This window comes from Mycobacteroides franklinii, assembly GCF_002013895.1.
Classification (GTDB): Bacteria; Actinomycetota; Actinomycetes; order Mycobacteriales; family Mycobacteriaceae; genus Mycobacterium; species Mycobacterium franklinii.
Window position 1 is genome coordinate 184,636 of sequence record NZ_MAFQ01000010.1, and the last position, 21,738, is coordinate 206,373.

The following is a 21,738-nucleotide window of genomic DNA, read 5'->3' on the forward strand; positions in this document are numbered from 1 at the left end:
ACCCGTGACGGCTATAGGGGGGCCTGAACCGCTTCTTCCCCTGCCTTATCCGTCACTTCCAGTCTGGAATCTCCGCGAAATACCCTGGAAGACACCGCAACACCGGCAATCGTAATCGCGGCGAACCCCAGGAACAGTAGATGTGCTCCGCGCGTGGGCGATCCGCCGAGATTGACCAGCACACCGGCCAAACCGGCACCGAATGCCCCGGCGATCAACTGCACCGTACTGATGGCCGCAGCGGCAGCACCGCTCTCTGCTGCATCCGTCGATACCGACATCGCTGCGGCCGCCAGATGCGGCCACGCCATGCCGATACCGGCGCCGGTGACGGCGAAACCGAGCGCCCACAAAGCCATCTCGAGTGCGGAGGCGCCGTCGCGCTGCAGTGCTCCGGCGAGAAGCAGCCCCGCCGCCACCACGGCGGGAGCGAGCGTCACCACGCGTGAGACGGCGCGCGTGTGCGCCGATGCGCTGATCATTTCACCGACGGTCCAGCCGAATGCCAGGGTGGCGCCGAGGAATCCGGCGGTCAGCGGGATCAGGTGCCCCAGGCGCTGGCCGAAGAACGGAATGTATGTCTCGACCATCGAGGCCACCGCCAGCACCGCGATCGTCAGGTAAATCCACTTCAACGGGTTGTGCGCGAAGACCGTCCTCGGCAATACCGGCGCGCCTGAGCGGCGATCGAGTATGACGAACAGGACCGTCAAGGCGGCGGCGCCAACGATGAGGCCGGACATAGCGGGCAGTGCCGACTGCAGTCCGGCCACGGCCACCAGGCCGGCCGCCGTCGTCAGCACGAGCAGCGACCGCACCGGAACTCGGCGCCGGGCGGCCTCGGAGTCCGCGGTCTCGGTTCGCGTCAACACCGCGGGCACCATCGCGGCGATGCCCACGGTCATCAGGCTCAATGTTACGAACGCCCATCGCCAGAGCCCGAATTGCGCGAATAGGCCGCCGGCCGCAGGCCCCACAAACGTTCCGACCCCCCACATTGCCGAGGTGAGTGCCGAAGCCCGTACCCATAATCGTTGTGGTAAAGCAAGATTGATGACCGCATAGGCAAGACCGGCCAGTAGGCCGCCCGCTGCGCCCTGCACGGCGCGTCCGGCGAGCATGACCTGCATCCCCGGAGCAACTGCGCACACCAGCGTGCCGGCCGCGAATGCACCGAAGGCCAGCAGGTAGGCGCCGCGTGGACCGGCCCAGCCGAGAAGCGGGCTCACCACCGTGGCGGCGCTCACCGAGGCGATCAGGTACACCGTTGTCACCCAGGCGTAGAACCGTTCCCCGCCGATATCGGCGACAGCACTCGGCAACAGACTGGTGGTGAGATACACGTTGGTGGCGTACAGCGCGACCCCGCCGGCCAGCACCGTGACGATCCCGAGCTGCCGCCCACCCAACAGATCCCGCCAACTACCGGTGTCCGGTCCGTGAGTCATGCCGACACAGTATGAGTTAAAGTGCACTTGAGATCAACTCGGCATGGCGAACTGCACCAAGGAGACCGATGAAGGGCAAGGCCGAGCTGCTGCCGATCGGTGAGGTGGCCAGGCGAAGCGGAATCGCAGTGTCCGCGGTGCGCTACTACGCCGATATCGGTCTGGTCCCGTCCGAGCGCACGTCCGGGAACGCTCGGGTCTTCCGCCGCCACGCCTTACGGCGCATTTCGCTGATCCGGGTGGCGACCGGATTCGGTATCCCGCTATCGGAAGTCGCGGAGGTGCTGTCGAGCCTGCCCGATGATCGGGCGCCGAGTACCCGTGATTGGCAACGAATCTCCCGCCAGTGGCATGCGCATCTGGAGGCCCGCAAGAACGCCATCGCCGATATGCAGGAGAAGCTCACCGGATGCATCGGTTGCGGCTGTCTGTCGATGACGAAGTGCACCCTGTTCAATCCCGGCGACGTCCTCGCAGACGACGGTTCTACCGGTGCGCTGTTGCTCGCCGATCCGGGCTGATTACTTCAAGCCCGCGGCGTCCATACCGCGCAATTCCTTTTTGAGGTCGGCGATCTCGTCACGGAACCTCGCCGCCAACTCGAACTGCAGATCACGTGCCGCGGACATCATCTGCTCGGTCATATCCTTGATCAGGTCGGCCAGCTCGGCCCGCGGCATGCTCTTGGTATCGCGGCCCTCGAAGACTCCGGCGCTGACCGCGCGACCCGGCTCACCCTGAGCGCGGCGGCCGCGACTGGCGTTACGGCCGGAGCCGCCGATCTGAATCGCCTCGCTGCTCTCTGTATCGGAGGCTTCCCGATACACCTGGTCGAGAATGTCGGCGATCTTCTTGCGCAACGGTTGTGGATCTATCCCGTTCGCCTCGTTGTAGGCGACCTGCTTGGCACGTCGACGATCGGTCTCGTCAATGGCCTCTTTCATGGAGTCCGTCATGGTGTCGGCGTACATGTGCACCTCGCCCGAGACGTTGCGCGCGGCACGACCGATCGTCTGAATCAGGCTTCTGCTGGACCGCAGGAACCCTTCCTTATCGGCGTCGAGAATCGCGACCAAGGACACTTCGGGCAGGTCCAGTCCCTCCCGCAGGAGGTTGATTCCGACCAAGACGTCGTACTCGCCAAGCCGGAGCTGGCGTAGCAGTTCGACTCGCCGCAGGGTGTCGACCTCCGAATGCAGATAACGGACCCGGATGCCCATCTCAAGCAGGTAGTCGGTCAGGTCCTCGGCCATTTTCTTCGTCAGCGTCGTGACCAGCACCCGTTCGTCGACCTCGGTCCGTTGCCGAATCGAGGCGATGAGATCGTCGATCTGGCCCTTGGTGGGCTTGACGACCACCTTCGGGTCCACCAGCCCGGTCGGCCTGATGACCTGCTCCACAAACTCTCCACCGGCCGCGCTGCGTTCGTAATTTCCGGGGGTGGCGGACAAATACACCGTCTGGCCGATACGTTCGGCGAACTCCTCCCAGGTCAGGGGCCGGTTGTCGACGGCGGACGGGAGCCGGAATCCGAAATCCACCAGATTCCGTTTACGCGACATGTCGCCCTCATACATGGCACCGATCTGGGGAACCGTCACGTGCGATTCGTCGATGACCAGCAGGAAGTCGTCCGGGAAATAGTCCAGCAGGGTGGCGGGCGGCGTCCCTGCACCACGGCCGTCGATATGCCGTGAATAGTTTTCGATGCCCGAACAGAAGCCGACATTGCGCATCATCTCGATGTCGTAGTTGGTCCGCATCCGCAGGCGCTGGGCCTCCAGCAGCTTGCCTTGCCCCTCCAGCTCGGCCAGGCGTTCCTCGAGCTCCTGCTCGACACTCACAAGCGCCTTTTCCATCCGATCCGGTCCCGCCACGTAGTGCGTAGCAGGGAAGATCCGCAGCGAATTAGTCTGCCGCACAACGTCTCCGGTGAGCGGATGGAGGTAGTAGAGCGCCTCCACCTCGTCGCCGAAGAATTCGATGCGAACCGCCAACTCTTCGTAGGAGGGAATGATCTCGACGGTATCGCCGCGCACCCGGAACGTGCCGCGGGTGAAGGACATGTCGTTGCGGTTGTACTGCATGTCGACCAAGAGCCGCAGGAGCGCATCCCGCGGCACCTCCAGTCCCACATCCAGTTGCACCGAACGATCCAGATAGGACTGCGGGGTACCCAGACCGTAGATGCACGAGACCGAGGCCACCACCACAACATCCCGGCGGGACAGCAGATTGGATGTCGCCGAGTGCCGCAAGCGCTCCACGTCATCGTTGATGGAGCTGTCTTTTTCGATATAGGTGTCGGTCTGCGCGATATACGCTTCCGGCTGGTAGTAGTCGTAGTACGAAACGAAGTACTCGACGGCGTTGTGCGGCAACATCTCCCGAAGCTCATTGGCCAGCTGCGCGGCCAGGGTCTTGTTCGGCGCCATGACGAGCGTCGGTCGCTGCAATCGCTCGATGAGCCAGGCCGTCGTCGCGGACTTGCCGGTACCCGTGGCACCGAGCAGCACCACGTCCTTCTCCCCTGCCCGAACCCGGCGTTCGAGCTCGGCGATGGCACCCGGCTGATCGCCCGCGGGCTCGTACTGACTGACGACCTCGAACTGTCCGTCGGCACGCAGGACGTCCGTGACCGGGCGGTACTCGGAATGCGCAACGATGGGGTGTTCTGTTGCGAAAGCCATGTGCCCAGAGTAAGCCGAGGGTCTGACATCCCCTCCAGTACCAGTGAGGAAGGCGGAAGGAAACCAGCGTGCACCCGCCCAAACGCGAGATCTTCGACGTCGATGCGCTGACCAACACCGACCCCAAGGGAATCGTGCGGTTGGTGGACCAGTACCGGGTGCAGCCGTGGGGGCTGTACATGGCGCGCCCGACGCCCGGCCGGGCACAGTTTCACTATCTGGAGTCCTGGTTGCTTCCGACGCTGGGGTTGCGGGCGAACATCTTCCACTTCAACCCGGGCCATGAGCGCGATCAGGACTATTACCTCGATATTGGTGAGTTCATCGCCGGGGAATCGCAGTGGGTGGCCACCGACCACTATCTTGACCTAGTGGTGCGCGGCGGACGAGAAACCGAACTGGCGGACGTCGACGAGCTGCTCGAAGCGCACAAACTGGGGTTGCTATCCACTACTGCAACAGAACTCGCCATTCGTCGGGCAGTTGCCGCCATTGACGGACTCGCTGAGCACGGACATGATCTGAACGCTTGGCTCGCCGATGCCGGGATGCCTTTGACCTGGCTCGACAGATGCGGAGATGCACATGCCTGAGGCCATTCGCTGGGGAATCATCGGGCCGGGCCGTATCGCCGGCAACGTAGCCCGTGACTTTCCGCTGACACCAGGGGCAGAGCTGGTGGCCGTTGCCTCCCGGTCCATCGGGCGCGCTCAAGACTTCGCCGCGGCGCATGGAATCAACCGGGCCTTCGGTTCATATCGTGAGCTGCTCGCCGACCCGGATATCGACGCCGTGTACATCGCCACTCCACATCCCCAGCATCGACAGGCCGCCGTCGCGGCACTGACCGCCGGGAAAGCGATTCTGGTGGAGAAAACGTTCACCGCGACCGTCTCCGGGGCACAGGAGATTATCGATATCGCAAGAGCCCGAGGCGTTTTTGCGATGGAGGCGATGTGGACCCGGTTCCAGCCGGCCATCGTCGCGGCCAAGCAGCTTGTCGACGACGGGGTCATCGGCGAGGTGCGCCAGGTTCAGGCGGACCTGGGGGTCGATCGACCGTTCGATCCCCAGGATCGGTTGTTCAATCCCACACTGGGTGGCGGGGCGCTGCTGGATTTGGGTGTTTACGTGGTTTCGCTGGCCCAATACTTCCTCGGAGATCCGGCGGCGGTCGTGGCGCACGGCTCGTTGTTTCCCACCGGCGTCGACGCCGAGGCCGGGCTGCTGTTGCGCTACGACGACGGTCGTACCGCGACTCTGCTGTGCTCGCTTCTGCACCACACCCCTGGTCAGGCGCGCATCTTTGGCACCGAGGGCTGGATCGATATCCTCCCCCGCTTCCACCACCCGCGCGAAATCGTGGTGCACCGCAAGGGATCTGACCCCAAGCCGATGGTGCGGCCCCCGATTGGGGGTGGTTACAGCCACGAACTCGCCGAGGTGACCGAGTGCCTACGTGAGGGTAGAGCGCAGAGCACGGTGATGCCGTTGGCCGACACGTTGGCGGTACAGCGGGTGCTCAATACGGCCTGCGAACAACTAGGGGTTGATCACTCCGAAGACCACGCTGACCTGGACTAATCACATTGCCGCTGTCTCTGGGACCCCGGTAGGATGCCCATATGCGTCCTCTCCATCGAGGGGTTGGCGCTGTCGGGACAGCGACGGTAACTCTCGCTCTTCTAGCAGCACCAGCCTCCGCAGCCGAGCTGCACAACATCAGCTACATCGCCCGTGTCGATGGGCTGGGACGCGGCATCTCCGTGACGTTCAAAACCGATCCGGTGGATCGGCGTACCGAGCAACCTCGTCTCGGACCCGGCGAGAACTGGGAGGTCAACCTGGTGATGGATGATCCGCAGCAGGCGGGGATGACCGTTCGGGTGCTGCCTCCCTACGGCGTCGCATTGCACTGTGAGGTGCAGGTCGACGATGTGGTCACCGATTCTCAGGACCTGACGGTCCCCCCGGCTCTAGGGATCTTCAACGGGCCCGTCAACGACACCGTCACCTGCGGTCACTTCAACTCGTAATCACCAGTCAAATTAGTCACTTCCGCACCCCGGACCTGTACGAAAACCGCTACAATAGCGCCATGCGCCTGAACTCCATTCGTACCCATTTGCGCGGTCCCGCTCGCAGCGCGGGAATTGCGTTAGTCGCCGCAGGAATTGCCGCGAGCACAATCCCCGCGATTGCCTCCGCAGACTCGACCGATGACTACCCAATTCCTCGTCGAATGCTGAAGACCACGTGTACGGCCGAACAGTATCTGGCCGCAGTCCGCGATTATGACCCGGTTTACTACACCCGGTACATGATCGATAAGAACAACAAGCCCGATTATGTGCAGCAGGCCACAATCGACCGGATTCATGAGTTCTTCTCGAAGGACTACACGGGTCGCCGCGCGGAGTCCGAGGTTTTCGCGGTGAACTACCCGCCGGAGGCCTTGACGTCTCAGTGGCCCAACTGGGGCAAGATCTTCTTCAACAACAAGGGTGTCGTCGCCAAGGGCACCGAGAATTGCAGCAAGTACCCCTCCGACATGTCGGTATGGGACGGCCCCTAACCAAGCGCAGAGAAAAACGCCCCGTGGTCATCACACCGCGGGGCGTTTTTCTATCCTGGAAGACTGTCGGGAAACAGTTGTGCCAGCTGGGAAGACCTGGAAAGGCTTAGTCAGCCGATCCCATACACGAATTCGGCCCCCATGCCATGAGCACGGGGGCCGAACTGTACTAGCCGTCAGACCTGAGGTCGTGGGAACTCCGCGGTGACCGGGTCATCATGTGCGGGTCCAGGACCCGCCCCGACGGGAACAGGCGCCGGTGGTGGCGGAGCCTGTTGCTCGACGGGCACCGGCGGTGGCGGCGGATCCGTCGCGTACTTGCTCACCTTCATGGGCCACCAGAACCACCGGCCCATCAGGGCGGCGATCGCCGGCGTCATGAACGCCCGGATGATGAAGGTGTCGAACAGCAGACCCAGGCAGATGGCCGACCCCGCTTGGCCGATCGCGATCAGGTCGCTGGTGATCATCGAGCCCATGGTGAACGCAAATACCAGACCCGCCTGGGTGGCCACACTTCCGGAACCGCCCACACCACGCAGGATGGCGGTGTTCAGGCCACCATGTAGCTCTTCCTTGAATCTGGATACCAGCAGCAGGTTGTAGTCCGAGCCGACCGCCAACAAGATGATGACGGTGAACGGCAGCACGAACCAGTGCAGCTGCAGGCCAAGAATGTGCTGCCACAGCAACACCGATAGGCCGAAGGACGCCCCGAGCGATATCGCGATGGTCCCGACGATCGTGAACGCCGCCACGATGCTTCGCGTGATGACCAGCATGATGACGAAGATCAGGCATAGCGACGCGATGACTGCGATCATCAGGTCGTACTTCACCATCTCGCCGATGTCGTGATAGGTCGGCGCCGTACCGCCGAGATAGAGCTTGGCCTCGTCCAGCGGGGTGCCCTTGATGGCGTTCTTGGCGGCCTTGAGTTCGACTTCCGTGTTGGCGAGCGACTCCTTGCTGGCGTAGTCGCCCTCATGCGTGATGATGAACTGCGCAGCCTTGCCGTCCGGCGACATCATCAGCTTGACGCCCTTCTTGAAGTCTTCGTTGTCGAAGGCTTCCGGCGGCAGGTAGAAGAAGTCGTCATTCTTCGCCTCGTCGAACGCCTGACCCATCACCGTTGCGGTGTCGGTCATGCGGTCCATCTGGCCGATCATGCCGTTCATCGTGCTGTACATGGTCAGCATGGTGTTCCGCATGTTCTTGGTGATGGCAATCATCGGTGGAAGCTGCTCCACCATCTGCGGCATCAGCTTGTCCATGTTGGTGATGTCACCGAGCATTCCCTGCATGCTCTCGGCTAACTTATCGATCCCGTCAATGGTGTCGAATAGCGAGCGCATGGACCAGCACATCGGAATATCGAAACAATGCTTTTCCCAATAGAAATAGTTGCGCAGCGGGCGGAATTGATCGTCGAAATTGGCGATATTGTCCCGCATTTCATTGGTGACACTGATCATGTCCGGCACCGTCACTGTCGCCATATGGTGTGTTACACCGACAAGCTCTTTCATGATGCTGTACATGCGTTCCATGATGGCGACCATCGATCCCATATCGTCGGCCATCTTCAACATGTCCGCCATGCTGTTCTTGAGGTAATTCATGTTCTCGGTCATCGATACCGATTGCATACTCACCTGGAATGGCACCGAGCTGTGATCGATCGGAGCGCCCATCGGGCGGGTCATGCTCTGCACCTTGTTGATGCCCTCGGTGCGGAAGACGTTTTTGGCGATGCGGTCCAGCACCAACATGTTGGCCGGGGTCCGCAGATCCTTGTCCGCCTCGACGATCAGGATGTCCGGGTTCATTCTCGCCTTCGAGAAGTGCCGGTCGGATGCCTGGAAGCCTTGAATCGACGGCAGACCAGTCGGGATGTAGTACCGGTCGTTGTAGTTGACCGAGTACGTGGGCAGGATGCCCAAGCCGACGATCGCGATGATCATCGTGACCGCCAAGATCGGTCCCGGCCAGCGCACGATGGCGGTGCCGATCTTGCGCCATCCTCTGCTCTTGATGGTGCGCTTGGACTCCAGCAGCCCAAACTTTGTCGCGATCAGAATCACCGCCGGACCGATGGTGAGCGAGGCGGCCACCACCACCAGCATGCCGATCGCGCAGGGCACACCCAGCGACTCGAAGTACGGCAGGCGAGTGAATTTCAGGCAGAACGTTGCGCCCGCGATGGTGAGGCCCGAACCCAAGATCACGTGCGAGACACTGTGATACATGATGTAGAAGGATTCGAGCCGGTCCCTGCCCTCGGCCCGTAGCTCGTGATAGCGGCCGATTTGGAAGATCGCATAGTCTGTCCCGGCCGCGATGGCCAGAGAGGTCAGCAGGTTCACCGCGAATGTCGACAGGCCGATGATTTCGGCATTGCCGAGGATCGCGACCACGCCACGAGCGGCACCCAGTTCGACGAACACCATGAACAGGATGAGCAGCACCGTCGTGATGGATCGGTAAATGAGGAGCAGCATCACGGCGATGACGATGAAGGTGATACCCGTCATCTTGAGCATGCTCTTGTCGCCGGCGTCGTTCATGTCCATCGTCAGCGCGGCCTGGCCGGTGACGAAGACCTTCAGCCCGTCGGGATAGGTGCTGTTCTTCTTGCTCTCGTCGATGAGCTTGGCGACGATGTCCTGGACCGCCGTGACGGATTCCTTGCCTTCCGTCGTGCCTTGGTCTCCACGGAGATTCAGCTGAACGTACGCAGATTTTTCGTCGACACTCTGCGCGCCACCGGCCGTGATGCGGTCGCCCCAGAAGTCCTGGGCGTATTCCACGTGCTTGGTATCGGCACGCAGTCGTTTGACCAACTCGCGGTAGAACGTGTGCGCCTTGTCGTTCATATCGGTGGAGAACTTGGTGTCGCTCTCCAGCAGGACCATCACCATGCTGTCGTCCTTGAACTGCTGGAACAGCTCACCTTGACGCTTGATGGCCTGGTAGGACGGTGCGTCCTTCGACGCCAACGACACCGAGTGTTCTTTACCGACCTCTTCGAGCTGCGGCACGACGACGTTGACGATGACCGTCAACACGAGCCAGGCCAGAATGATCGGTACGGAGAACGTGTGGATGAACCGCGCTATGCGCGAAGGCTTTTGGGTTGCGCCATTCGTGGGAGCGCTATGTGTGCTCATGCGGATTTCACCATGCAGAAGACCTGGGCGTTGTGGTTGGACACGGTCTGTTCGTCCTTTACTTCGCCGTTGGACAGGATGCGGCAGCCGATTTCATCGCTATCCCCCATCGCGACGACATTGGCGAAGACAGAAGTCATCGTCGTCGTGATGGTTAACGTCCACGGCAGTGTGGTGAACTGGGCGCGCTGCGGTTGCGCCCGGTCGTCGAGATAGTTGACCTCGCCCCTTGTTCCTGCGGGACCGAAGATTTCATAGACGATGTCTTTCGGGATGATGTTCTTGGAGTCATCCTTGATGCCGACCGCCGAGTTGATGCTGGTCGAGCCGAACACGCCGTGAAGCCGATAGACACCAAACGCGGCGGCCGAGATCACCACCAGAACGACGAGCGGGACCCATACCCGCTTCAATACCTTGAAAATGGTCCAATCCCCTTCACCCGTGTGGCCCGGGGGCCAACAACTCGACTCTGCTTATCGCGTCCGGCTATGCGGCGGCGCGATTCGCGCGCAAACAGTTACCAGCCAGTACGACACCGTGTTGTTTTGCGGAGTCCGTGAGCTGATGGGGCACCCGCTCATATCGTCGGTTCATCCCACGTGGCTCCGCTCATGCCGATTTCTTAGTAATTCGTAAGGGATACTACATACGTTTGTCAGGGAACTGTACATGTGCTGTCAGTCACAACTTGCCCGTTCGCTCCCCTGAGCACCCGCAATAGCTTAGTTAGCTACAAGCGGATGTCAACAACCGGTGACACGGATCTATTCCCCGTTTCTTTTCCTCCATGTAACGAAAGCGCCTGCGTGCACATCGGAGTTAGTGACTGATCTAAGAATCGCACCAGCTACCGGACCCACCGAGTGTTTGCCAGTGCTATTTTCCGCCGGGCCGGTTCCCTCGGCTTTGATGCTCGCAACGGCCGTGGGCGGTACACGCGCGGCGGGACGAAAAAGTGACCGGCAGCTAGGGCACACGCCGGGCGTGTCGTTGGTCACGAAGGTCGGTGAGTCGTCATCCAATGGACGTGGTGCCGCGCACGGCTCAGCGCCACCCATACAACCAGCAAATATTTTCCGACGGCTTTTGGAGCCCTGCTGCGATGGTGGATCTCATTACTCCAACACATCGCAGCCGAATTCGCGTGCCGATGACGAGTGAAACACCTCGGATATTGCCAAGGCATCATGAACGATGCCTTGGCAATAGGACTGTTTACCCGACGGGAAATCTCGCGTGCGGCTACCCGCGCTTACGGGAGTCAGACCGAAGGCCGGGGGAACTCCGTGGTGATGGGCTCATCGCCGTGTCCCGGAGTCACCGGCACCGGCGGGGGCGGCACGGGCTGCGAAGCTGCCGGCGTCCTGGGCGGAGGCAGTGGCCGCGTCCGCACATTCAGCGGCCACCAGAACCAACGACCGAGGATGGTCGCGATGGCCGGTGTCATGAAGGAACGCACGATGAGGGTGTCGAAGAGCAGACCCAGCGCAATGGTCGTACCGACCTGGCCGATGATGCGCAGATCACTGACCACCATCACAGCCATCGTGAACGCGAAGACCAGGCCGGCCGAGGTCACCACGCTGCCGGTACCACCCATCGAGCGGATGATGCCGGTCTTCAGACCGCCGTGCAGCTCCTCCTTGAGTCGGGACACCAACAAGAGGTTGTAGTCGGAGCCGACCGCCAGCAGCACGATGATCGCCATCTGCATGACCAGCCAATGCAATTCGATGCCCAAGATGTATTGCCAGATGATCACCGACAGACCGAATGAAGCACCCAGCGACAACGCCACCGTGCCGACGATGACAAGTGAGGCCACGAAGCTCCGCGTGATCAGCAGCATGATCAGGAAGATCAGGCACAAGGCGGAGATGCCGGCGATCATCAAGTCGTACCGGGCGCCATCGGACATGTCCTTGAACACGGCCGCGGTGCCGCCCAGTTCGATCTTGGCGTTCTCCAGGGGCGTGCCCTTGACCGCCTCGATCGCGGCCTGCTTGATCGGCTCGACATGCGAAAGGCCTTCAGGTGTCGCGGGATCACCTCGGTGCGAGATGATCATCCGGACCGCCTTGCCGTCCGGTGACAGGAACGATTTCATTCCCCGTTTGAAGTCGGCGTTATCGAAGATCTCCGGTGGCAGATAGAACGAGTCGTCGTTCTTCGCAGCATCGAACGCCTTACCCATGGCGGTCGAGTTCTGGCTCATCTCGTCCATCTGGTTGTAGAAACCGGACATGGTGCTGTGTTGGGTCAGCATCATCTGCTGCATGTCTTCCATGATCGGGACCATCGCCGACATGTCCGAGACCATCTTGGGCATGAGCTGGTCCATCCGCTCCATGTTGACGACCATGCCGTCCATGGTTTCGGTCATCTCATCGATCTTGTCGAGAGTGTCGAAGATGGAGCGCATCGCCCAGCACATGGGGATGTCGAAGCAGTGCTTTTCCCAGTACAAGTAGTTGCGAATCGGGCGGAACCAGTCGTCGAAATTCGAGATGCTGTCCCGCATATCGTGGATGGTGCCCTGCAGGGTGTGCATATCGCCGACGAGTGAGTGCGTAATGCCCGCCATGGTGGTCATGTTGGCGAGCGTGCGCTTCATGATGACGACGTTCTCGCCCATCTTGTCGGCCTGGACCTTCATGTCGGCCATGCGGTCTTTCATCAGCTTCATGTTCTGCAGCTGACCCACGCTCTGCATGCTGATGAGGAATGGAATGGAGCTGTGCTCGATCGGCGTGCCCTGTGGGCGCGTAATCGCTTGCACGCGTGCGATTCCGGGCACTCGGAACACGGCCTTGGCGACCTTGTCGATGACCAGGAAGTCTGCCGAGTTCCGCATGTCGTGATCGGACTCGATGAGGAGCATCTCCGGGTTCATCCGGGCTTGCGAGAAGTGCCGGTCGGCGGCTTGGAAGCCCGCGTTGGCCGGAATGTCCTTCGGGATGTACTTCTTGTCGTCGTAGCTGGTCCGGTATCCGGGCAGTGCCGCAAGACCGATGATGGCGATCGACAAAGCGGCCGCGAGAACCGGGCCCGGCCATCGCACGATCGTCGTCCCGATCTTGCGCCAGGAGCGAATCCGCATGGCGCGCTTCGGTTCGAACAGTCCAAAGCGGCTACCGATGGTGATGAGGGCCGGTCCCAAGGTGAGGGACACCAGCACGCCCACGAGCAGGCCCACCGAGCAGGGCACGCCCAGAGTCTGGAAGTACGGCATGCGGGTGAAGCTCAGGCAGTACATGGCACCGGCGATGGTCATACCCGATCCCAGGATGACGTGCGCGGTGCCGTGGAACATCTCGTAGTACGCCGCTTCCTTTTCGGCGCCCATGGCTCGGGCTTCCTGGTAACGGCCGATCAGGAAGATGGCGTAGTCGGTTCCCGCGGCGATGGAGAGCATCACCAACAGGTTCACGGCGAAGGTCGACAACCCGATGATCTCGGTATTACCGAGGAAGGCGATGACACCGCGCGCGGCGCTGAGCTGGATACCCACCAGCATGAACACCATGATCACGGTGAAGATCGATCGATAGAAGAACAGCAGCATCACCACGATGACGAGGAAGGTCAATCCGGTGATGAGCTGGAGGCTGCCGTCGCCGGCGTGGTTCATGTCGGTCTGCAATGCGCCGGGGCCGGTGACGTAGACGGTCAGCCCGTCGGGCAGCTTGGTGCCGTTCTTGGTCCAGTCGGCCTCGAGTTGTTTGACGATGTTGCGAGCCGCCTCAGTGGACTCGTTCGACAGCGTCTCGCCCATGTTTCCCGCGAGGTTTACCTGGACGTAGGTGGCCTTGCCGTCGGTGCTCTGGGCGCCGGCCTCGGTGAGGGGATCGCCCCAGAAGTCTTGAACGTGCTGAACGTGTTTGGTGTCGGCGCGCAGCCGGCCCACCATTTCGTCGTAGAACTTGTGCGAGCCGGGGCCCAGTCGTTCCTGTCCCTCCAGCACGATCATGACGACGCTGTCGGAATCGGACTCCTTGAACATCTTGCCCATGTGCTTCATCGCCTGCATCGACGGCGCACTCTGCGGGCTCAACGAAACGGTGTGTTCCTTGCCGACCTGCTCCAGCTGAGGGACGAACGTGTTGAGGGCGAAGACAATGGCCAGCCAGCCGATGACGATGGGGATCGACAGGCGGCGAATCCATTTGGCCAAAAAGGTGGGCTCCCCTGCCGCACGTCCTGTGTGCGCCCCGCTCATGCGGACTTCACAAAGCAGTAGACGTAGGCGCTCACCTCGTTGGTATACCTTTCATCTTTTTTCTCATCGTTGGCCGTGATGCGGCAACCGAGTCCATCGGCATTGCGGGTCTGGGCCAGGATGTTTCCCGTCATCGACGGTGCGGTCGTGACGATCTCAATCGACCACGGCAAGACCGCCCCGTTGATCTGGTGCGGTTCACCCTCTTTGTCGATGTAGTTGATGTCCGCGATGGTGCCGGGAGGGCCGAAGATCTCGTAGAGCACATGCTTGGGCTTGGAGTTGTTCTTGTCGTCGGTCATGCTGCCGGCGTAGGTGGGCAACTGCGACGAGCCGAAGATGCCGCGAATCCGCCATACCGCGAAGCCCGCGATGGCCAACACGAGCACCATCACCACGGGGATCCAAGCCCGCTTCAATGCGCTAAGAATCGTAAAACCCCTTCACCCGTTTGGCGTTTCGCAAGCCGATAGCACGTGCTTGCTCGAACCTGGCTCAACTACCGATCGGATTCCGCACCCGACCGCCCCACTCGAAAGGGCGGCGCAGCAATCGCCGCGTGCTGGTTGCTTCAAGCCTGCGGTGCCCGGGCACGCATGCCCGCACATTTCTCGAAGTAAACCATGCCTAAGGTCGGAACAGTTGGCTCCCTTCCAGCGCGTTTCATCAGGATCTTTAACGCATACCACGTGCGTAACGCACGCTACCGGGTGGTTCGTTACGTCGCAAATCACACGCCGTGCGTTATCCTCGGCACGTGGCGCAACTGACATTTCAACGCGCCCGCACTGACGAGAAGAAACGTCAACGGGCCGCAGCAATCGTGGAAGCTGCGCGGTCGCTGGCTGTGGAATCCGGTGTCACCTCCGTAACGCTGACCGCGGTCGCGAATCGCGCCGGGGTGCACTACTCGGCTGTTCGGCGCTATTTCAGCTCCCACAAAGAAGTCTTGTTGCACCTGGCCGCCGAGGGTTGGACCCGGTGGTCGGCCACGGTCTGCGCAGCGCTGGCCGAACCTGGCCCCGGCTCCCCCGCCCGCGTGGCCGAGTCGCTGGTGCACGGCTTGGTCGACGATCCCCTGTTCTGCGACCTGTTGGCCAATCAGCATCTACACCTGGAGCACGAAGTCGACGTCGAACGCGTCGCCGAGGTGAAGCAGATCAGCAACGTCGCCGTCATGTCGATCGCAGAGTCGATCGAACGCACCCTCCCGGAGATCGGCCGCAAGGGCTCGCTCGACATCCTTGTCGCCGCGTTCTCGCTCGCCGCCATGCTCTGGCAGATCGCACATCCCCCGGAGGGACTTGAACACGATTACCGGAGTGAGCCGGGCGTCCCACCAGACTGGAGCCTGGACTTCGAGCCGGCATTGACCAGGCTGTTGACCGCGACCTGCATCGGTATCGTCACGCAACAACGGTGACGCGCGCGTCTTACGGAGTCCATCCGGTTTCGGCCGCCCAGGCAAGCGCGCGTGGATACGCCGATGCAAACCAGGGTTCCTTGGCGTCGACGTAGGCGCCGAGATCACCGTTGGCCTCCGCCGCCGCTCGCTCGGCCGCTTGCTTGATCGAAAGATACTCGGCGCGCGCCTGCGGATCCGAGCGCAGCCAATCGCGGAAGATCAGCGCGAATCGCTGACCCGGCCAACCGTCCACCCGCACATGTACCAGGGCGGCGCGACCCGGGTCCGCTGCAGCGTGGATGCGCTTGCCCCAGGTGGCAATGTCGGCGTCATGCGGATCATCGGCGGTGATACCCACTATTTGAGGTAGCCCGATATCGGCCAAGGGATCCGCCAAAGCGTCGGCCACATCGAGCGATTCGACGGTCACCTGAATATCGATGACATCCTTGGCGTCCAGTCCGGCTATGGAGGTGGAACCGATGTGGTCGATCCGCAGCGCCTTCGAACCGCACACCACCGCCAGCCGGTTGATGATGCGCTGGGCCTGAACCGGCCACGTCGGGTCGGCGGGAACGAGCTCTGGCTTCCATGGCGCCCGTTGACGAGTGCGCAGATTATGCGCGTACGGCTGCAGCCGCTCGGCCCACAGGTCACGAACCGTCTGTGCGAGTGCGTCGGAGTCACCTGAATTATCCAGCCACACATCGGCGATGGCCCGGCGCTGCTCATCGGATGCCTGGGCGGCCACGCGTGAGCGGGCGTCCTGCTCATCCATCCCGCGATGCGTGACGAGTCGTGTGACGCGGGTTTCGATATCCGCGTGCACAACCAGCACCAGATGGTAAAAGGCCGCGAGCGAGTTCTCCGCGAGCAATGGAATGTCTTCCACCACAATGGCATCCTTGCCCGCGGCGGCCATCAATTCGGCCCGCCGGGCGCCGACCAAAGGATGCACGATTCCGTTGAGGGTGGCGCGGTGCACATCGTCCTGGAACGCAATTGCCGCCAGCGCTGGACGATCCAAGGCGCCGTCGGGGCGCAGGATCGATTCCCCAAAGGCCTCGACCAGTGCAATCAGGCCGGGAGTTCCGGGTTCCACCACCTCGCGCGCAATGACGTCACTGTCCACGATGAAGGCCCCACATTCGGCGAGGGTCCGCGAGACCGTGGACTTTCCCGCGCCGATTCCTCCGGTCAGGCCAATGCGCAACATGTCCGCAGTCTGTCACAGCGCCGGCTCCGCCTGATCACCAGCACCCGGGAACCCGCTACCCGTGTTGACATCGAATTCTCCTGGGCGAGGCCCTGATTCGGCGACGACGTGCCAGAACAGCTGCTGTGAAGACGAAGAAGGCCCCGGTCGCAGGACCGGGGCCTTCCGTCGTGAGAACGCGTGCTTAGGCGTTGCCTGCCAGCTTCTCGCGCAGTGCGGCGAGCTGCTCGTCATTGGCCAGCGAGCCACCCTGCGGAGCCGAATCCTCGGACCGCGAGGAGCTGCTCGAGGAAGCGGCCGCGGCCTCTGCCTCGGCGGCCGCCGCGGACTTCTCCATCTGCACGGTGTGCATCTTGTGACGGCGCTCGGCCTCGGCGTACCGGGCCTCCCACTCTTCACGCTGCTTGTCGAAGCCCTCGAGCCACTCGTTGGTCTCGGCGTCGAAGCCCTCCGGGAAGATGTAGTTCCCGGCCTCGTCGTAGCTGTCGGCCATGCCGTACTTCGAGGGGTCGAACTCCTCGGTGTAGTCCTCGTTGGCCTGCTTGAGGCTCAGCGAGATCCGGCGACGCTCCAGGTCGATGTCGATGACCTTGACCATCGCGTCGTCGCCGACACCCACAACCTGGTCCGGCACCTCGACGTGGCGCTCCGAGAGCTCGGAGATGTGCACCAGGCCCTCGATGCCCTCTTCGACGCGGACGAACGCACCGAACGGCACCAGCTTGGTGACCTTGCCGGGCACGATCTGGCCGATGGCGTGGGTGCGGGCGAAGTGACGCCACGGGTCTTCCTGGGTTGCCTTGAGCGACAACGAAACCCGCTCGCGGTCCATGTCGACGTCGAGAACCTCGACGGTGACCTCGTCGCCCACCTGAACCACCTCGGACGGGTGATCGATGTGCTTCCAGGACAGCTCGGACACGTGCACCAGGCCGTCAACCCCACCGAGATCGACGAAGGCGCCGAAGTTGACGATCGAGGACACGACACCCTTGCGAATGGCGCCCTTGGTGAGCTGGTTCAAGAACTCGCTGCGGACCTCGGACTGGGTCTGCTCCAGCCAGGCCCGGCGCGACAGCACCACGTTGTTGCGGTTGCGGTCGAGCTCGATGATCTTGGCCTCGATCTCCTTGCCGATGTACGGCTGCAGATCGCGGACACGACGCATCTCGACCAGCGATGCGGGCAGGAAGCCGCGCAGGCCGATGTCCAGGATGAGGCCGCCCTTGACGACCTCGATGACGGTGCCCTTGACGGCCTCGTCCTTCTCCTTGAGCTCTTCGATCGTGCCCCACGCCCGCTCGTACTGAGCGCGCTTCTTGGACAGGATCAGACGGCCTTCTTTGTCTTCCTTGGTGAGAACCAGGGCCTCGACCTCGTCGCCCACGGAAACGACCTCGTTGGGGTCGACATCGTGCTTGATCGAGAGTTCGCGGGACGGGATGACACCTTCGGTCTTGTAACCGATGTCAAGAAGAACTTCGTCGCGGTCAACCTTGACGATGGTCCCTTCGACGATGTCGCCATCGTTGAAGTACTTGATCGTCTTATCGATAGCGGCGAGAAAATCCTCGGCCGAGCCGATGTCGTTAACGGCTACTTGCGGCGAGGTCACGGTGGGACTTGGCATGTGTGGGGTTGCTCCGGACAGGTTGTGTAGTAGGGACAGTGCTGGTGCAGCTAGCTTCAGCTGCGGGCGTGCTGATACCTCCGCACGTGCGGCAGAGATGTGTTTCACCTTACTAGACCGGTCTCCACCAGCACAAACCCGGTCGACTCGGTGGGTGCTGCCGGCGGGCCATCGCCGCACCCTCCCGAGGGCTCACAGCTACTCTTCGGTGGTGTCCTACGCACCCGCGCCCGCCCCCATGCCACCGATGCCAGGATTCCCTCAGCGGATCAAGAAGGTAGGGGCGCCGATCGGCCTCATCATCGCTCTTGCGCTGGTGACGGGATTGATCATCGCGGGTCTACTTCTCGCGAATCCGGTTGGCGCAATGATCGGCTTGGTCCTATCGAGCATCGCGATCGGGATTGTGGTGCTGTGCTATCTCTGGCTGGACCGGTGGGAGCCGGAGCCCTCACGGCTCCTTGTACTGGCATTTGTCTGGGGCGCGTCGCTCGCGGTGGTGGTGTCGATCATCCTTGAAGTGGCCTTTGGTGCGGGGTACGGCCCGGACTCCAGTACCTCCTTCGCGTCAGTGGCCATCCGCGCGCCCTTCATCGAAGAGGCCGCCAAAGGAGCTTTCCTGCTACTGATGCTGACGGGTCGCCGCCGCCTGGAGCTCAACTCGCTCACCGATTGCCTCGTCTACGCGGGTATCACCGCCGCCGGATTCGCCTGGCTCGAAGACATCGCCTATATCGGCAGTGGCAACACTGTCGGCGAGTCAGTGCTGACCGCGATCGTTCGGCTTGGTCTTGGCCCGTTCGCGCACTCGTTGTTCACGAGCATGACCGGTGTCGGTGTGTACTACTCGTTTCGGCAACGCAGCGCCGTCGCCAAATTTTTCTGCATTGTGGCCGGATATCTGGCCGCAGTGCTCATGCACGGTTTGTGGAATGGCTCGTCGTTCCTCGGGTTAGAGGGTTACCTGGCCGTATACGCGTTCTGGATGGTGCCGATGTTCGCGCTGATGATCGTCGTCGGAGTGCGCAGCCGGCGCAAAGAGCAGCAGGTCGTCGCCGAGAAGCTGCCGGGGATGGTGGCAGCCGGGCTGGTCACGCCCAATGAGTCCACCTGGTTGGGCTCGCTCAAGGAGCGCAAGCACGCGGTAGCGGAGGCCAGGCGAATTGGCGGGGCCCCGAGTGGTGTCGCGGTGAAGAACTTCGCGGCACAGGTCGTGGAACTGGCCTTCGTGCGAGAGCGCATCGAGCAGGGCTCCCGGGACCCGCGCGATATCGCGATGCAGACCGAGGAGGCGTATGCGGTGATGGCCGCGCGAGCCGCCGCTCCGGTCTTGCAAGGACTCTCGGGTTACCGTGCGCCCCTTACGGGGTAGCGTGATGAGTCGGATGTTGTCTCATCAATGACGATCAGGAGCATCATGTCGGACATGTCGAAGGACGAGCTCGTAGACGTTCTCATCGTGGGTGCCGGGATATCCGGCATCAACGCCGCTATTCGATTGAGCGCCGCGGGCCGTAGTTTCCACATCGTCGAGCGCCGAGAACGCATCGGTGGAACCTGGGATCTGTTCCGGTATCCGGGGATTCGTTCCGACAGCGACATCTACACGCTCAGCTTCGGTTATCACCCCTGGCATGAACGCAACACCATCGCCGATGGTGCGGATATCCGTGATTACCTGGAGCATGCCGCGCGGGACTACGACATCGACGGCCATATCACCTTCTCCGCCAAGGTCACCGGCGCGGATTTCGGAACCGACACCGACACCTGGTCGGTGGGCGTCGATACCCCGGCCGGGCGGACGACCTACCGGGCCCGGTTTCTGTACCTGTGCACCGGCTACTACAACTACGACGACGGTTACACCCCCGACTTCCCGGGGGTGGAGAACTTCGCCGGGCAACTGATCCACCCGCAACACTGGCCGGAGGATCTGGACTGCTCCGGCAAGGAGGTCGCGGTCATCGGCAGCGGCGCCACCGCGATCACGTTGGTGCCGTCCTTGGCGCGTGCCGGCGCCAAGGTGAGCATGGTGCAGCGCTCCCCGAGTTACGTCTACCCCATCTCCCGCGCCGATCCGATCATCGGCCTGGTGCGAAAAGTACTTCCGGCCAACATTGTTCAGCATTTCGCACGCATTTGGCTGGGCGGGTTCAGCTGGATCATGTACCACGTCTGCCGTCGGGCGCCCGGATTCGCCAAATGGTTCATCAGGCGCCGAATCTCCAAGCTGTTGCCCGCCGACTATCCGGTCGACGTGCACTTCAAGCCGCGGTACAACCCATGGGACCAACGCGTGTGCGCCGATACCGACGGAGACCTCTTCGAGGCCATCAACGCGGGCGGCGTCCGCATGGTCACGGACACGATCGACTCGTTCACCTCAACCGGAATCCGGCTGGGATCCGGTGAAGAACTACGTGCGGATGTCATCATCACCGCGACCGGGCTGAATCTGCAGATTTTCGGCGGCATCGGACTGAGTGTGGACGGCTCCCCCGTCGATTCCCCGAGCCGGTTCATCTACAAGGGATATCTGATCGAGGGAGTCCCGAACGCCGCGTGGAGCGTGGGATACACCAACGCATCATGGACGCTGCGTGCCGACCTGAGCGCGCGGGCCGTGGTGCGTCTCCTCGACTACATGGATCAGCGCGGATATACCCACGCCTATCCAGATCGGCACGGCGAAGAACTCGAGGCGCGGCCGTTCTTCAATCTTTCGTCCGGCTACGTGAGCCGCGGTGATGCCCACATGCCGCGCTCCGGGACATCGGGGCCATGGGCCATCCGGCACAACTATCTGCTGGATTTCCTTGCGTTCCACCGGGATCGAATTGAGCAGAACATGGAGTTCGGTACCGCCAAGTCGAACGCGGTGTCTTCGGCGGCCTAATCGCCGGGGGCGATCTCCGAATCCTCAAGGTCTGCCAGGTGCGTGAGCACCCGCAGGAACGCATCGCGATCCGTTGAGGGCACGCCGGCGAGGATCCGCTTCTCGTTCTCTTGAATCGCTTTCTGTGCTGCCGTAACAGTTTTGCGCCCGGCGGCGGTTAGCGACAGCAGATTGCTTCGCCGGTCACTCGGGTCCGGTTGCCGATTGATGAGCTTGCGCTCCTGGAGATCGTCCAAGACGGCGATGATGCGCGTGCGGTCGGCGCCGATGGTGTCGGCGAGACTGGCCTGACTGCTCGCCTCATTGTCGCGCAGCGCCGTAAGCACGGCGTACGCCCACATAGACACGCCGTGCGCCTCCAGAAGCGGCAGTTCCGCGCGCATCAAGGACCGGCCGAGCGGGACCATCAGGGCCGCGAGGTCCGGCCGGGCATCGGGATTCTGTTGCGCCACGGACATCAGAATAGACGATGGTCCGCGATCG

General features: G+C 62.1%; 17 protein-coding genes. 8 read left to right on the forward strand and 9 right to left on the reverse strand.

Annotated features, from left to right (window positions below):
* Window positions 1-11 precede the first annotated feature (11 nt).
* Complete coding sequence (locus B4393_RS18365; protein WP_078335297.1) at window positions 12-1,448, reverse strand: MFS transporter; 1,437 nt, start codon at window positions 1,446-1,448, stop codon at window positions 12-14.
* Between the two features lie 68 nt (window positions 1,449-1,516).
* On the opposite strand from B4393_RS18365, the gene soxR reads away from it, so the two are divergent.
* Window positions 1,517-1,969, forward strand: coding sequence for a redox-sensitive transcriptional activator SoxR (soxR, locus tag B4393_RS18370; protein ID WP_070939740.1), 453 nt, complete (start codon window positions 1,517-1,519; stop codon window positions 1,967-1,969).
* Here the strand turns inward: soxR and uvrB are convergent, their stop codons facing one another.
* Window positions 1,970-4,138 carry an excinuclease ABC subunit UvrB gene (gene uvrB / locus B4393_RS18375; protein ID WP_070939739.1) on the reverse strand — a complete coding sequence of 723 codons (2,169 nt, stop codon included), beginning with the start codon at window positions 4,136-4,138 and terminating at the stop codon, window positions 1,970-1,972.
* Between the two features lie 68 nt (window positions 4,139-4,206).
* Here uvrB and B4393_RS18380 point away from each other — a divergent pair, with 68 nt between their 5' ends.
* The 4 genes from B4393_RS18380 to B4393_RS18395 all read left to right on the forward strand — a co-directional run bounded on the left by B4393_RS18380 (window position 4,207) and on the right by B4393_RS18395 (window position 6,713).
* On the forward strand, window positions 4,207-4,731 hold the full coding sequence (locus B4393_RS18380) for a ribonuclease FAU-1 family protein (RefSeq protein WP_078335298.1): 525 nt from the start codon (window positions 4,207-4,209) through the stop codon (window positions 4,729-4,731).
* Complete coding sequence (locus B4393_RS18385; protein ID WP_078335299.1) at window positions 4,724-5,722, forward strand: Gfo/Idh/MocA family protein; 999 nt, start codon at window positions 4,724-4,726, stop codon at window positions 5,720-5,722. Before B4393_RS18380 ends, B4393_RS18385 begins: the two co-directional genes overlap by 8 nt.
* A 41-nt stretch (window positions 5,723-5,763) precedes the next feature.
* The gene (locus tag B4393_RS18390) at window positions 5,764-6,174 is read left to right on the forward strand and encodes a hypothetical protein (RefSeq protein WP_078335300.1); all 411 of its coding nucleotides are present in this window, start codon (window positions 5,764-5,766) and stop codon (window positions 6,172-6,174) included.
* A 62-nt stretch (window positions 6,175-6,236) separates the two neighbouring features.
* Entirely contained in the window at window positions 6,237-6,713 is a 477-nt protein-coding gene (locus B4393_RS18395) for a DUF5078 domain-containing protein (protein ID WP_070939735.1), read from the forward strand.
* A gap of 176 nt (window positions 6,714-6,889) precedes the next feature.
* Here B4393_RS18395 and B4393_RS18400 read toward each other — a convergent pair whose 3' ends face one another.
* From B4393_RS18400 to B4393_RS18415, 4 genes are all read right to left on the reverse strand, one after another.
* The gene (locus B4393_RS18400) at window positions 6,890-9,883 is read right to left on the reverse strand and encodes an MMPL/RND family transporter (RefSeq protein ID WP_078335301.1); all 2,994 of its coding nucleotides are present in this window, start codon (window positions 9,881-9,883) and stop codon (window positions 6,890-6,892) included.
* Window positions 9,880-10,296, reverse strand: a complete 417-nt coding sequence (locus B4393_RS18405; RefSeq protein WP_078277750.1) for an MmpS family transport accessory protein — start codon at window positions 10,294-10,296, stop codon at window positions 9,880-9,882. Before B4393_RS18405 ends, B4393_RS18400 begins: the two co-directional genes overlap by 4 nt.
* Before the next feature lie 851 nt (window positions 10,297-11,147).
* Window positions 11,148-14,105, reverse strand: coding sequence for an MMPL/RND family transporter (locus tag B4393_RS18410; protein ID WP_078335302.1), 2,958 nt, complete (start codon window positions 14,103-14,105; stop codon window positions 11,148-11,150).
* Entirely contained in the window at window positions 14,102-14,497 is a 396-nt protein-coding gene (locus B4393_RS18415) for an MmpS family transport accessory protein (protein ID WP_232783719.1), read from the reverse strand. Before B4393_RS18415 ends, B4393_RS18410 begins: the two co-directional genes overlap by 4 nt.
* A 365-nt stretch (window positions 14,498-14,862) precedes the next feature.
* Here B4393_RS18415 and B4393_RS18420 point away from each other — a divergent pair, with 365 nt between their 5' ends.
* Complete coding sequence (locus B4393_RS18420; protein ID WP_078335393.1) at window positions 14,863-15,528, forward strand: TetR family transcriptional regulator; 666 nt, start codon at window positions 14,863-14,865, stop codon at window positions 15,526-15,528.
* Between the two features lie 10 nt (window positions 15,529-15,538).
* Here the strand turns inward: B4393_RS18420 and coaE are convergent, their stop codons facing one another.
* Together coaE and rpsA are read right to left on the reverse strand one after the other, a co-directional pair.
* Complete coding sequence (gene coaE, locus B4393_RS18425; protein ID WP_078335303.1) at window positions 15,539-16,726, reverse strand: dephospho-CoA kinase; 1,188 nt, start codon at window positions 16,724-16,726, stop codon at window positions 15,539-15,541.
* Between the two features lie 184 nt (window positions 16,727-16,910).
* On the reverse strand, window positions 16,911-18,356 hold the full coding sequence (gene rpsA, locus B4393_RS18435) for a 30S ribosomal protein S1 (RefSeq protein WP_070939729.1): 1,446 nt from the start codon (window positions 18,354-18,356) through the stop codon (window positions 16,911-16,913).
* Window positions 18,357-18,564: 208 nt separating this feature from the next.
* On the opposite strand from rpsA, the gene B4393_RS18440 reads away from it, so the two are divergent.
* Both B4393_RS18440 and B4393_RS18445 read left to right on the forward strand, forming a co-directional pair.
* Window positions 18,565-19,728, forward strand: a complete 1,164-nt coding sequence (locus B4393_RS18440; protein WP_413816155.1) for a PrsW family intramembrane metalloprotease — start codon at window positions 18,565-18,567, stop codon at window positions 19,726-19,728.
* 27 nt (window positions 19,729-19,755) lie between these two features.
* On the forward strand, window positions 19,756-21,255 hold the full coding sequence (locus B4393_RS18445; RefSeq protein ID WP_078335305.1) for a flavin-containing monooxygenase: 1,500 nt from the start codon (window positions 19,756-19,758) through the stop codon (window positions 21,253-21,255).
* Here B4393_RS18445 and B4393_RS18450 read toward each other — a convergent pair.
* A complete protein-coding gene (locus tag B4393_RS18450; RefSeq protein WP_109558485.1) occupies window positions 21,252-21,707 on the reverse strand; it encodes a MarR family winged helix-turn-helix transcriptional regulator in 456 nt (151 codons plus the stop codon). The genes B4393_RS18445 and B4393_RS18450 overlap by 4 nt on opposite strands.
* Between the last annotated feature and the right edge of the window lie 31 nt (window positions 21,708-21,738).